Source organism: Croceibacterium soli (assembly GCF_009828065.1).
Classification (GTDB): Bacteria; Pseudomonadota; Alphaproteobacteria; order Sphingomonadales; family Sphingomonadaceae; genus Croceibacterium_B; species Croceibacterium_B soli.
In genome coordinates this window covers 350,616-363,451 of the sequence record NZ_WTYK01000003.1, presented here as the reverse complement: position 1 = coordinate 363,451, position 12,836 = coordinate 350,616, and the positions used below count along the sequence as shown (strand labels likewise).

Here is a 12,836-nt window from a genome sequence, read left to right as displayed (position 1 = left end):
CAGAAATTCGGGCAGCCGGTTGCGGAGGAAGTGCGCATCCAAATGCTCCGTCGAGCCCTCTCGCAAACCATTCCTGCGCCGGAAGGCCGGAAAGCCGAGGGTATGCTCCGGGAGCTATGGCGATTGGAGATGAACCGATCGCCGGGCCCCGCAACGGGCTCCTGACGCCACCTCCGGCAACGCCGAACCGGCGCGGCTCTACAGGCGTGCCGTCAGGAAGAGCTCTCGGCCACCAATCGCGCAAGAGCCGCTCGGAGTGCGGCAGGATCGACAGGCTTCGGCAGCTTGGCAGAGTCCGGCGCGGGAAGCTTTCCCGGTTCGGCGTATCCGGTGCAGTAGACGAACGGAACCCGCAGTGCCGTCAGCGCCCGTGCGATGCTATCGCTGGACTCGCCCCTTACATTCACGTCCAGGACCGCGATGTCCGGCCGCTGCCCTTTCAGCAACTCTTGCGCTTCAGCCACTGAGGGCGCCGGGCCAAGCACGTTGTAACCCATGGCCTCGACCATTGCCTGCATCTCCAAAGAGATGAGCGGCTCGTCCTCCACGATCAGGACCGTGCGGCCGCCTGGCGAGAGCTTGCTGGCTGTCGGCGGAAGAGCCCGGGCAGGCTCGCCGGGGCTCGAAACCTCCCCCTCGATGATCTGGCCCAGGGGCAGCGTGATGCGACAGCGAAGACCCTCCTCGAGCCAGCCGAGCTGCAGAGTGCCGCCCAGTTGACGCTCGATCGAAGATTGGATGACGGTCGAGCCGAAACCCCGCTTTTGCGGCGCGGTGACAAGCGGGCCACCACTCTCGATCCACGAAAGTTCGAACGACTCTCCTTCACCCTGTAACAAGCGCCAACTGACCTCGAGCCTGCCCGTCGGACAACTCAGGGAGCCGTATTTCGAAGCATTGGTCGCCAGCTCGTGGATCGCAAGCGCAAGGGATTGCGACGCGGCGGGATTGAGCCGCAGCGGTTCGCCCGAAATGGCGAGCCGCTCGCCACCCTGGTTGAACGGCGCCAGTTCCTCGGCGACAAGCTGCGAAAGGTTCACGCCTTCCCAGCGGCCGGCAGCGAGGAGGCTGTGAGCGCGTGCCAACGCCTGGATACGGCCCGCGACCGCTTCCTTGAACTCTGCCGTGCTGTCCGCGCGCGTGAGCTGCACCATCGACTGCACCACCCCGAGAAGGTTCTTGGCGCGGTGATCGACCTCTCGAGCAAGCAGGCGCTCCCGCTCCTCCGCGCGGCGCCGCTCCGTTATGTCCACGGACGAACCGATCAGGCCGATCACCTTGCCGGCCTCGTTGCGGAGCGGGGCCTTGGTCGAAAGCCACACTGCCGCATTGCCATCAGGCAGATGCAGAACTTCTTCGAGCTGCTCAGGCACGCCGGTTTCCATGATGCGGCGGTCGTTCGCCATGACCGCGAGAGCCTCGGCTTTGTCGGCGAGGAACTCCACATCGGTCTTGCCTAGATAGAATTCCGGGGGCTTTCCGATGAGCTCCGTCGTTCCGCGGTTTGCCACGAGCATGCGGCCGTCGCGATCCTTGGCGTAGACCACGCCAGGAACCGCTTCTGCGAAGGTTTCCAGCAACCGCATCGCGCGGTCGCGCTCGGTTCGCAGTGCGCGCTGCTCCTCGACATCGATGAGCACACCGGGGAACGACACGGGCGTTCGATCTGCCGAGTGCTGGACGTGGCCGTTGGCCTCTATCCAATAGTAGTTCCCGTCGGCGCGGCGCACCCGGTACTGATGGGCGTAAGGGCCGCCACGTGCGATGGCGGCCTTGATCGCCGCTGCCAGCCCCTCCTTGTCATACGGATGAACGGTCTCGATGACCTCATCGAGGCTCAAGGGATGAGAGGCCCGTGCAGGGTCGATGCCGAAGGAGCGGGCGAACTGCTCGTCGATGTTGAAGCGGTCTGCCGGCAGATCCCAGAACCAGGTGCCGATGATTGCGCCGGCATCCAACGCAAGTTGGACCCGCTCCGCGTTCTCTCGCATCGCGCGCTTGGTAGCGGCCTGCTCCGCCAAGCTGACGCGAAGCTCGAGCTCGGTCATCACCTGGCGTGCGAGAGCCTTGAGCACGCGGGCCTGTTGACTTGCCAGTCCATCCGGGCGTGGCCTGGTGTCCAGGACGCATATGGTCCCAACCGGCAGCCCCTCAGGCGTTTCGAGAACGACCCCTGCGTAGAACCGCAAGCCACCTGCCTGATCGACAAGCGGGTTGCTCGCGAAGCGACTGTCGGCGGCCAGGTCGGGGACAACGAACAAGCCCGGCTGAAGTATGGCGTGGCGGCAGATCGAAACGTCCAGCGGCAGCTCGCGCGCATCGATCCCTACTTCCGCTTTGAACCACTGCCGCTCCTGAGCGACGAAGTTGACGACGGCGATGGGAGCTTCGCAGACATCGGCCGCGAGCTGCACGATCTCATCGAACAACGGCTCCAGGGGCGTATCCAGGATCTCATATCGATCCAGAGCGGCAAGGCGATCGGCTTCCGTCCAGGAAGGCCGGTCGCGGGTTCCGCTTGCGGAGGGTCGACCGCCTTCTTCCAGCCGCTCCTCCTCGCGCCCACCGGCTTGGGCAAGCGCCTCGGCTCCGGAGCGGGTATGCTCGGTTCCCGTCGCCACGATCAAAGACGAGCGTCGATCGGTGGTCGGCTGGGCTTGAGCGTCATTGAGTTTACCTCTCGGTCCATCGTTTCGGCATCCGTCTCGACAATCCGGAGGCGGGCAAACAGTGACATAGTGATCTGTTCTCGAGAAGAAACCACATCCGCTCGCGGGCTGGTGCTTCGTGGCTGCAATTCACGGCTGGTAACGGGTATTGTTCGGCCTTGTAACCGCCTGGGAACCGGTTGTTTCCGATCGGCGGAAGCAATCGTCCGCTGTCCCGACGGACGGTTTCTGGCGCTGCGCTTCCCTTCGGCGCATGCCCATCAAGGGCTCCAGGAGAGCCTAGCTTCAACCCCGATGCCACTGCGCTCACCCAAAGCACCGGGCAGTCTGCCCGGGCGGATACGCAGGCGATCGCCATTCGCCCGTAATACTACCCTCAGCCGGTTCGGCATGTCGGAAGAGGGCGCCGGTTACTCCGGGCTTACGAAGGAGGCGGGGGTAAACCGAACAGCCCCTGAGCCGTCCATTTTGCCCTGATGGTTGGCTCCCTCCTTCTCTCCGTTTGCGAGGGAAGAGCGACAGTGCGGTACCGGTTGATATTCAAGCATCCAGAGGCGCAGCAGCCGGTGGCGTCGATGGAATTCGCCGGGGCCGACGAGAGCGCTGTCGAACGCTTCCGCAGCATAGCCGGGCATCTGCACGCAGAGCTGTGGCGGGGCGAGACCTACATCCGGAGCCTTGCGCCGGAACCGGTTGCGCCGGCGCGATGATCCGGCCGCATTTGCTCTCCGCCGACACCACGCAGCCGCGGGCGCAAACGGCCCGGGACACGACGGCCCGTGACGCGACCTGAAGGGCAAAGCGGCTTCGTCAGGCCCAAGCCGCGCGAACCCAGAAGTCCGGTTCTGCTGAACGCCCTGCTGCGCGGTGGCGGCCAGGAGCGTATCGTCCGCATCAGGAACGTCTCCTCCCGCGGAATGCTCATCGAAACCAACGAGGCGCCCAACGTCGGCGTCACGGTCGAGGTGTCGGTCGGCCGCGTCTCGGTCCTGGGGCGCATCGTCTGGCGCAAGGACAAGCAACTCGGCTTTCACAGCCGCAACACCATCGACAAGGATGGCCTGGCGAAGGGGCACCGTGCCGCCAAGGAGGCCCGCCGGTCAGACCCGAGCCCCAGCCCCTCGCCCGGAACCGACCGGGCAGCGCACTACCGGCTCGTATCGCGCGCGACACAGTTCGTCGCCGGGATCGCGTTCGCACTCGGCGGCTGCACCGTGATCGCCATATTGCTTCACGAAATGCTGCTAAAGCCGGTACAAGCGCTCTCAACCCACCTGTCGCCGTAGAGAACAGCATCCATGACCGAACCAGCCCGGCGACCCACGGAACAGTCGGCGGACGAGCCTGCCGGCCAGGGAACAGCGCTTCCACTCGAGCTGCTGGACGCGACGAGCGACTGTGTGATGGTTCTCGATGCGGACTGGCGCATCGCTTACCTCAATGCCCAGGCGATCGCGGAACTGGGTGACCGGGACCTGCTGGGGTCGTCGGTGTGGGAAGCGTTCCCGTACGTGATCGGGACCAAGACGGAATCAGCGCTCCGCAGAGTAGCGGCGACCAGGAAGAGCGAGGCTTTCGAGGCACTCTCGGCCTCCCCGTCCGCAGCCTGGTACGATGTCGATCTGGTACCGTTCGGGGCGCTCCTCGTCGTTTACTTCCGCAACATCACCAAGCAGCGCAGGGCGGCCGAAGAGCTGCTTCGCCGGCACAACGAACTCGATACCGTGCTTAGCCGGGCCGGCGTCGGGATCATGCAATATGCCGAGAACCATCGGCTGATCGTCATCAACGATCGGTTCTGCAAGATCCTGGGGCGAACCCGGGAGGAACTCGACGGCCTCTCCATGGAGGCGTTCACCCATCCGGACGACATTCCGGGGAACGTCGGCCTCCTGAACAGGCATGCGCAGTCGGAAACTCCGTTCTACCTCGAGAAGCGATACGTCCGGCCCAATGGAGAAGTCGTCTGGTGTTCGGTCGCCATTTCCTTCGTCCGGCATAGCGAAACGAACGAGCCCACCACGATCGTCGTCGCCCGGGAAATTACCGACGAGGTGGAAGCGCGCCAGAAGGCGGCGGACACGCAGACGCTGCTGCGAGGGGTGATCGACGGTGCCGAGGACCTGATCTTCGTGAAAGACACCCAGGGCGGCGTCGTCCTGGCGAACAAGAAGATGACCGAGGATTTCGGCGTCTCCGCAGGCCAGGCGGGCGGGGCCCAGTTCCCGGAACTGTCCAGGCGCTTCGAAGAGCAGGACCAGCAAGTCATCAGGACCGGGCAGCGCCTGATGATCGAAGAGGAAGTCCCTACCCCCGACGGGATCCGTACCTTCCAGACGATCAAGGTGCCCTGGCAGCGAGACGGCGTCACCAAGGGCGTGATCGCCATCTCCCGCGACATCTCCGAACGTGTTCGGAACGAGCAGGCCCTGCGCGAAAGCGAGGAGCGCTTCCGCCTCGCCGCGCTGGCCACGGGAGATGCGATCTGGGAATGGGATCTGGTGCGCGACACCATCGTGTGGAGCAGTTCTTCCGCCAGCTTAACCGGAGAATCGCCTGGCGAGGGATTCGACTGGTGGCACGAACGCATCCACCCGGACGACCGCGAAGCGGTGGTGAACAGCCTCGCGCGCTTTGCCGAAGGCGCGGAGCAGCGGTGGGAATCCGAATACCGCTTCCTGCGCGCAAGCGGCTCCTATGGCTGCATACTCGACCGCGGCTTCCTATTGCGGGACGAAGCGGGGAACGTCGTCCGCATGATTGGCGCCATGTCCGACATCACCGAGCGTGTGGAGGCGCAGGAGCGGATCAACAGGCTGCAGGCCGAGTTGGTCCACATCTCGCGGATCAGCGCCATGGAGACGATGGGCTCCACCCTCGCTCACGAGATCAACCAGCCGCTGACCGCGGCCGGAAACTACCTCCTGGGCGCGCGGCGGATGATCGACGCCGGCGAGCCTCTCGACTCCGCCGAGGTGAAGGACGGGCTGCGTCAGGCGCAGGCCGAGATCACCCGCGCTGGCGAGATCGTCCGCAGGGTCCGCCGGATGGTCGAACACGGCACCGCCGAGATGCACCCGGTTCCGCTGCTCGATTCCGTCGGGGCGGCCCTGAGGATGGCAATCCCCGCTCCCCACGCGGCCGGCATCACGGTCTCGACCGACGTCCCTGCGGACGTGGAGGTGATGGCCGATCCGGTCCAGCTGCAGCAGGTCCTGTTCAACCTGCTCCGCAACAGCGCGGAAGCCGTGGCCAACAGCGAACGAAAGAACATCGGCATCACTGCCGAAGTGCAGGCGGGCGAGGTGGTGATCCGCGTGAACGACCGCGGCGAAGGTGTCCGTCCGGATATCGTCGACCGCCTGTTCTCGGCATTCGCCTCGACCAAGCCGGGCGGATTGGGCGTAGGGCTGAGCATCTGCCGGACGATCGTCGAGGCGCACGGCGGAAAGATCTGGGCCGAGAACCGCCCGGGCGGCGGCGCGGTTTTCGCCTTCACCTTGCGGGCAGCGCCAGCGGGCGAGGAGCTCAGTCCAGCGGTGGCAGGTTGAGCAGGATCCCGAAGCGTACGAGGTCCGCCACCGAGGACATCTCCAGCTTGCGCATCAGATCGGCGCGGTAGGACTCCACCGTTCGGACGCTGAGCGAGAGCTTGAGGGCGATCTCCTTGTTGGAGTAGCCGCCGATGAGGCCCTGCAGCACCTCTCGCTCGCGCTGTGTCAGCAGCGCGATCCTTTCGCTCGCCTCCGCCAGGCGGCGGTCGTGCTCGGCATCTTCGTTGAGCCGCGCCGACAGCGTCTCGAGCGAGCGCAGCAGCACATCGTCGACGAACGGCTTCTCGAGGAAGTCGTCGGCCCCCAGCTTCATCGCTTCCACGGCGGTGGGCACGTCACCGTGCCCGGTGATCACGAGGACGGGGAACCGGTTGCCCCTCTCCCGCACCGTGGACAGAACCTGCAGGCCGTTCAGCTGCGGCATGCGCACGTCCAGCAGAACGCATCCGGGCTGCAGGTGCGGGAGTTCCTCGAGGAAGTCCTCTCCGGAGGCGAACGGCCGCGGCTCATAGCCGGCAGCCGCCAGAACGAACCGCATCGAACGCCGAACGCTGGAGTCGTCGTCGACGATGTAAACACGGCGATTGGGTTTGCTCATGAAACTCGCAAGGTACTTGATGATGGTCCCAACGAAACCGCCCCCCAACCCAAGTTGTTCCGGAACGGTGTCGCCGCAGGCACCGTCGGAATGAAAGCGAACGCGGTCAAGACCGTTTCGCTGCCAGGGCAAAGCGGCTGCGGGCGATCATCGGGCGATGGATTAAGCGCCGGCTCCCATTCGTTTCAGCAGGTAAGTGCCAACGAACGTCTGGAGAACCGCCTTGCGCTACGCCATTGTTATCGCCGCCCTGCTCGCACCTTCGCCCTTGCTGGCGCAGGACCTGGAGGACGCTCCCGCTGTCCGCGACCGGAGCGGCCCCGGGTTCGAGCTTTCGACCGGCCTCGACTTCGAACAGGGCGATTACGGCACCGGATCCGACATCGAGAAACTGTCCATACCGGTAACCGTGCGGGCCTCGACCGGGCGCGTCCACGCGAGCGCGCAGCTGCCGTGGGTGCGGGTTACCGCGCCGGAGAACGTTATTCCGCCGACCGGTCCGCTCGGGCTGCCGATCCTGGTCGATCCGAGCCGGCCGGCAGGCGTCACCACGCGCGAGGGCCTCGGCGACCTTCGCCTCGGCCTCGCCTATGATCTCTCCGGCCGAGGCGTGATCGCCAGCGTCCGCAGCGGCGTGAAGCTGCCGACGGCCTCCACCAGCGAAGGCCTGGGTACCGGCGAGACCGATTACTCGGTCGGCGCGGACCTGGCGAAGCAGATCGGACCGGTCACTCCCTTCGTCGGCGTCACCTACACGATGCCTGGCGATCCCGAGGGCTTCGAGCTGAGGAACTCCGTGTCCGGACACGCGGGCGCCTCTCTCCGCCTTGGCGGCGCCACCACCGCGCATGTCGGCTATGGCTACGCCGAGAGTTCGCTCGATACCGTAGAGGACGAGCAGCGGGTCTTCGGCGGCGTCAACACGGCGGTCGGCGGCGGCGTTTCACTCGGGTTGTACGGCTCCGGAGGGCTCAGCGAAAGCGCCCCGGATCTCGGAGCCGGCGTTACGCTGGGGCTCAGCTTCGGCCGGTAAGCAGTCCGGCCGGACCCATCCGCGCTTTGCCTCGTTCCAGCTTCGCCCCAAGGCGGAGAACAGCCGATGACCCTGGAAAATCCGAGAAGCACAGCGCGGGTGGCCGGCCACCCCATTCATCCGATGCTGATCCCGTTCCCGATCGCCTTCCTGATCGGCGCGCTGGTCAGCGACATCGTCTTCACTCAGACGGACGACCGATGGTGGGCGACCCTTTCGGCGATCCTGCTCGGCTCCGGCATCGTGACCGCACTGCTGGCGGCGGTGGCCGGATTCATCGACTTCTTCGGCGACCAGCGCATTCGGGCGCTGTCACACGCCTGGCAGCACATGCTCGCCAATCTCGCCGCCGTGACCCTCGCCTTGGTCAACTTCGTGCTGCGCATGGACGACGTGGCGGATCCGATCGAATCGACCGGGCTGATCCTTTCGGCCGCCACCGTGGCGATCCTGGCGTTCTCCGGGTGGCGCGGCGGCGATCTGGTCTATCACCACCGGGTGGGGGTCTCGGATCAGCGAGAGCACTGATCCGGGGAGCCGGCCCTCATCCAACTGCGGCTAAGCGGCAGAGCCGCTAAGCCTTCGTATCCTTCTCCCACCAGTGGGAGAAGGAAGTGGTCGCGCCCTCTCCATCCTCCTTCTCCCACTCGTGGGTACAGGAAGCTGAAGGCGGCACACTACTCCTTCTCCCACTGGTAGGAGGAGGAAGTTGGAGGCAGCGCACTACTCCTTCTCCCACTGTTAGGAGAAGGATGTTGGAGGCGGCGCACTACTCCTTCTCCAGCTGGTGGGAGAAGGAAGTTGGAGGCAGCGCACTACTCCTTCTCCCACTCGTGGGAGAAGGATAGCGCAGGTTGCCGGCTTGCCGGCTACCGAAGCTTGGATGAGGGCCCGGGCCCGCCCAACCGAACCACCCCCGCAGAGGCTCAACTCGTCTTCTGCACCCGGGGCTCGATCCTCAGGGTCACCACGTCGCACCGTTCCGAGCGGGTGAGCGTGAACAGGATCGCCTCGGCGATCTCCTCGGCATAGAGCATCTCGTGGTTGGCGATCGCTTCGCGCTGCTCCTCGATCGTGCACTCCTGCATATCGCTCCCGACGGAGCCCGGCTGGATCACCGAGACCTTGATGTTCTTCTCCTCGGAGATTTCCTTGCGCAGGGTCTCTGCGAAAGCATCGATGCCGGCTTTGGTGGCCGAATAGACGCTTTCCCCCGGCGCCTTGATCGTGCTGCTGATCGAGCCGACGAACAGCAAGTGCCCGCCGCCGGAGGTCTCCATCCGCTTGATCGACTGGCGCGCGCAGCCGAGGTAGCCGAGCAGGTTCGTCTCGACGATGTAGCGCCATTCGTCCTCCTCGTGCAGCGGGCCGGCCCCGAGGGCGGCGCAGCAGACGAGCATGTCGATGCCGCCGAGCCGCTCGTCGACTTCGGCGAAGACGCGCTCGATGCCTTCGCGCGTGCTGCTGTCGGCGGTGAAGCCCGACACTTCGCCCTCCCCGCCCGACGCGTTCGCCAGCGAATCCTCCAGCTCCGGCTGGTGCCGGCCGAACGTCAGGACGCGGGCGCCCTCCTCCACCAGCATCTTCACGGTCGCTCGCCCGATGCCCGTGGTTCCGCCGGTTACGAGGATGCGCTTTCCGGCAAGCGGAGTGTGGGTGGCTTTCATTCCGGTTTCACTCCCAGGTGAGCACGAACCGGCCATGGGCCGGGACGTGGAAGTCGATGCGGTCGTCGGTTGTGAGCCGGGGCCGGATCGCGTCGCCGCCGGCTGTCGCGACCCTGATCTTCGGCAGCTTCTTGCGCTTGAGCCGCACGAGGCTGACGTTGGCCGTGCAGTTCTCCCCGCCGTCGAGCCGCACGCTCAGTGCCCGCTCGCCGGTACGCTCCTGGGTCCTGACGAAGTGGTCGCAGTACAGCCGGAAGGGTGCACCTTCGACGTGATGGTGCGAGCGCGTGGCGAAGACGAACGCACCGCCGCAGCCATAAATCTCCTGCCCGATCTGGCCCGGAGACTGTCCGTCGCCATAGAGATCCTCGAGCGGGAACGAGAGGGTCGGATCGATCGTCCCGCTCTGGTGCTCGCCCGTGTGAATGATCTCCCGCGGCAGCACGTCGGGATAGTAGAACCAGGCGCGGTCGAGCGCATACTTGCAGTATTCGCTGACCAGCATGCGCACGGCGGTTTCCAGATCGGGCCCGGCCTGGGAGAGATATTCGTCGAACCCGGCGAAAGTTTCGAAGCACTCGTACATGGCCATGTACGGAGCGTCGTGGAGGCAGGTCACGCCCATGAAGTTGCGGTAGTGCTTGGCGTGCCCGATCTCGGATTCCCAGATCTCGCAGTTATGGAACAGGCCCGCCAGGTAAACGTAGCTCTGCGCCAGGTACTCGGGATCGTCGGTGATCCGCCACAGGCGCAAGCACGCCACCGCACCCCAGACGGTGAGGTTCGCCTGGTAGAGCAGGTCGAAGCGCAAATCCTTCGCCGCGTCGAGCGCCGCCCGCGCCTCCTTGATGAACCGATCCTCGCCGGTCAGTTCGAAGCACTGCAGCATGACATAAGCGTAGATCCCGCCGACGTCGGTTTGCCCGAAGCGCTCGTCGCCGCGGGCCTTCTGCATGATCGAGAAGTCGCGGATGTCGTACATGATCGGCCAGGCGTATTTGAAGTGCCGCGCCGCATCGATCCCGTAATCGATCGACTTCAGCAGCAGCTCGCGCGCCTGCTCGTCGCCGTCCAGCGCCAGCCGGCCGAGGTTGAGCATCGGGTGATAGAGGTACCATGAATCGACCGCATTGTTGTCCTTCTCGTCGCCGACGTCCGGCAGGAAACGGCGCAGCGTCTTGACCTTGGGATCGTAGAATTTCTCGAGGCCCTTCTTGAGCTCGTCCTTGAGCGGGATCGGCTCCCGGCCCCACTTGGCGTATTCGTGCAGCGCCTGGATCACGGAGAGCTGCACCATCACGTCGGGCACCTCGCCTTCGACATATGGCATCACGTAAAGATCGCCGAAGTGCTTCTCCAGTGCCACCGGCGCGGTCTGCAGGTCGCGCAGCGTGCGATCGGCACGTCCGACCCAGTCGCGGTAATCCACGCGCGGCAGTTCGAACGACTGGTATGCTACGCCGAGCATCTGCAGGAACTGGCGCGCCATTTCGCGCTCGTTGTTCGCCGCCCAGTCGCGAACGACGATGATGGCGTCCGACAGTGCGATCTCCTCCCCCTTGGCCAAGAGCCCGGGGTTGTCGACCTGCTGGCTCTCGGGCGTGGGCGGCAGGTAGCCCAGTTCCGGCCATGCTCCCCCGACCACACCGTCCGGCTTGGTGCCGGTGGCTTCGAAATACGGGTTCAGGGAGGTGAGGTTCTGGAAGTAGAGGACGCTGCCGAACTCGGGCTCGTCCATGCGAAAATAGACCAGGCCTGCGTTCACCCCGCGCTGCGCCGCTTCGACATTGCCCTGGACTCTGCTCGGATCGTCCTTCTCGTCGAGCGGGTAGAGATCGCGCGGGATGTGCGGGATACGCATCGTCTCGGCAGGCGTGAACAGGACTTGCGCGCGCAGCCGATGCAGATCGGCGCCGCTGGTGGTGAAGCACAGTCGGTGGCGGCCGAGGGCGCTCTTCACTTCGATCTGCAGGGCCAGCCCGGGCTCCGCAGTCGCCTCGGTGCAGGTGAACGCCGCTCCGCCGAGATAGGCGGTGCGCAGCGCCAGGCCGCCCTTCCCGTCACGCCGGATAAGGCACCACACGGAATCGCGTCCGGCGCGGACCTCCACGTCGAGGTCTCCGAGTTCGAACCGGCCCAGGCGCTTCATCGCATTCCCGGCCAATTCTTCCCGAAGTGACAATGCGTTAGGGCTGACGGTGTTGGGTTGTTCGGTGGCTTGGGTCATCGCCTTGCGAAACTGATCTGAAGTCCGGCTGTTCCGGAGTTTCTGCGGGCGCCGACATCGGAACGTTCAGTAAGATTGTCGGAACATTTCCAGCCTGGTGCGGGCTTGGTAATGCCGGTGTCGGCATTCGATCGACGGAACTGCTCGCCGGGCGGCGCGCTGTTCCGGTGCATTCGCCACTTCGGAAGGAAACATCATGGCTCGCATCCTCGTGCTCTACTACTCGTCCTACGGTCACATCGCGCAGATGGCCGACGCCGTCGCCGAAGGGGTGATCGGCGCCGGGCACGAATGCGACATCCGCCACGTGCCCGAAACCGCCCCCGCCGAAGTGGTCGCGGCCGCCGGGTTCCAGCCGATGAAGCACGACTGCATCGAAGGGCCGGATGCGCTGGCAGATTACGACGGCATCGTGGTCGGCACCCCGACCCGCTACGGGCGCATGACCAGCCAGATGGCGAGCTTCTGGGACCAGACCGGCGGGCTGTGGATGCGCGGCGCGCTGATTGGCAAAGTCGGCGCCGCGTTCACTTCCACCGCCGCGCAGCACGGCGGGCAGGAAACGACCCTGTTCTCGGTGATCACCAACCTGCTGCACATGGGCTGCACGATTGTGGGGCTGGACTACGGCTTCACGGAGCAGAACGGCGTCGACGTGGTCCGCGGCGGCGCGCCTTACGGCGCCACGACGATCGCCAACAACGACGGATCGCGGCAGCCGAGCGAAGTCGATCTCAACGGCGCGCGCTACCTCGGCCGCCGCGTGGCGGAGACGGCAGCGAAGCTCTCCGGCTAACCGGCAGTTGGCATCCACCGCCAGAGGGCGGCGGAGCCGATCCGATTCGAACAGAAGCCGCGAAGGGTCCGGTCCGGTCCTTCGCGGCTTCGCGTGCGCGAAAGCCTCACACAACGCCGCGATGCCACGAAGATGGCAGCGGCTCGGCTGCCGCTCGCCGGGGCTTTCCGCCATATCGCCAACTAGTTACGGTGATAAACCATTTTGATTAAGATTTTTGCATTGCAAATCTCTCTGGACGTAAAGATTAGCTAGCTATACGACGGCGCCTCTCGGGCCCGACCGGCTCGAG

Annotated in this window: 9 protein-coding genes; 5 read left to right on the top strand and 4 right to left on the bottom strand. The window is 65.3% G+C overall.

What is annotated here, in order from left to right:
* Positions 1-212: 212 nt before the first annotated feature.
* Positions 213-2,621, bottom strand: a complete 2,409-nt coding sequence (locus tag GRI75_RS07525) for a PAS domain-containing protein (RefSeq protein ID WP_160746339.1) — start codon at positions 2,619-2,621, stop codon at positions 213-215.
* An 827-nt stretch (positions 2,622-3,448) separates the two neighbouring features.
* Here GRI75_RS07525 and GRI75_RS07520 point away from each other — a divergent pair.
* Together GRI75_RS07520 and GRI75_RS07515 are read left to right on the top strand one after the other, a co-directional pair.
* Positions 3,449-3,955, top strand: coding sequence for a PilZ domain-containing protein (locus tag GRI75_RS07520; protein ID WP_160746338.1), 507 nt, complete (start codon positions 3,449-3,451; stop codon positions 3,953-3,955).
* A gap of 12 nt (positions 3,956-3,967) precedes the next feature.
* Positions 3,968-6,220, top strand: a complete 2,253-nt coding sequence (locus tag GRI75_RS07515; protein ID WP_160746337.1) for a PAS domain S-box protein — start codon at positions 3,968-3,970, stop codon at positions 6,218-6,220.
* Here GRI75_RS07515 and GRI75_RS07510 read toward each other — a convergent pair.
* Positions 6,198-6,821: a response regulator transcription factor gene (locus GRI75_RS07510; RefSeq protein WP_160746336.1), complete on the bottom strand. Its 624-nt coding sequence runs from the start codon at positions 6,819-6,821 to the stop codon at positions 6,198-6,200. The genes GRI75_RS07515 and GRI75_RS07510 overlap by 23 nt on opposite strands.
* A gap of 223 nt (positions 6,822-7,044) precedes the next feature.
* On the opposite strand from GRI75_RS07510, the gene GRI75_RS07505 reads away from it, so the two are divergent.
* Both GRI75_RS07505 and GRI75_RS07500 read left to right on the top strand, forming a co-directional pair.
* Positions 7,045-7,854 carry a hypothetical protein gene (locus GRI75_RS07505; RefSeq protein ID WP_160746335.1) on the top strand — a complete coding sequence of 270 codons (810 nt, stop codon included), beginning with the start codon at positions 7,045-7,047 and terminating at the stop codon, positions 7,852-7,854.
* Positions 7,855-7,920: 66 nt separating this feature from the next.
* Positions 7,921-8,382 carry a DUF2231 domain-containing protein gene (locus GRI75_RS07500; protein ID WP_160746334.1) on the top strand — a complete coding sequence of 154 codons (462 nt, stop codon included), beginning with the start codon at positions 7,921-7,923 and terminating at the stop codon, positions 8,380-8,382.
* 398 nt (positions 8,383-8,780) lie between these two features.
* On the opposite strand, the gene GRI75_RS07495 is transcribed toward GRI75_RS07500, so the two are convergent.
* Together GRI75_RS07495 and GRI75_RS07490 are read right to left on the bottom strand one after the other, a co-directional pair.
* Complete coding sequence (locus GRI75_RS07495; protein WP_160746333.1) at positions 8,781-9,521, bottom strand: SDR family oxidoreductase; 741 nt, start codon at positions 9,519-9,521, stop codon at positions 8,781-8,783.
* A 7-nt stretch (positions 9,522-9,528) separates the two neighbouring features.
* A complete protein-coding gene (locus GRI75_RS07490) occupies positions 9,529-11,670 on the bottom strand; it encodes a hypothetical protein (protein ID WP_235911385.1) in 2,142 nt (713 codons plus the stop codon).
* A gap of 274 nt (positions 11,671-11,944) precedes the next feature.
* Between GRI75_RS07490 and wrbA the strand changes: the two genes are divergently transcribed.
* A complete protein-coding gene (gene wrbA, locus GRI75_RS07485; RefSeq protein ID WP_160746331.1) occupies positions 11,945-12,544 on the top strand; it encodes an NAD(P)H:quinone oxidoreductase in 600 nt (199 codons plus the stop codon).
* The last annotated feature ends 292 nt before the right edge of the window (positions 12,545-12,836 follow it).

What these genes read in the sequence shown, in the direction of transcription:
- GRI75_RS07515 (WP_160746337.1), top strand. Translation starts at nt 3,968, where the DNA reads ATGACCGAACCAGCCCGGCGACCCACGGAACAGTCGGCGGACGAGCCT.
- GRI75_RS07510 (WP_160746336.1), bottom strand. Translation starts at nt 6,821, where the DNA reads ATGAGCAAACCCAATCGCCGTGTTTACATCGTCGACGACGACTCCAGC.
- GRI75_RS07500 (WP_160746334.1), top strand. Translation starts at nt 7,921, where the DNA reads ATGACCCTGGAAAATCCGAGAAGCACAGCGCGGGTGGCCGGCCACCCC.
- GRI75_RS07495 (WP_160746333.1), bottom strand. Translation starts at nt 9,521, where the DNA reads ATGAAAGCCACCCACACTCCGCTTGCCGGAAAGCGCATCCTCGTAACC.
- GRI75_RS07490 (WP_235911385.1), bottom strand. Translation starts at nt 11,670, where the DNA reads ATGAAGCGCCTGGGCCGGTTCGAACTCGGAGACCTCGACGTGGAGGTC.
- wrbA (WP_160746331.1), top strand. Translation starts at nt 11,945, where the DNA reads ATGGCTCGCATCCTCGTGCTCTACTACTCGTCCTACGGTCACATCGCG.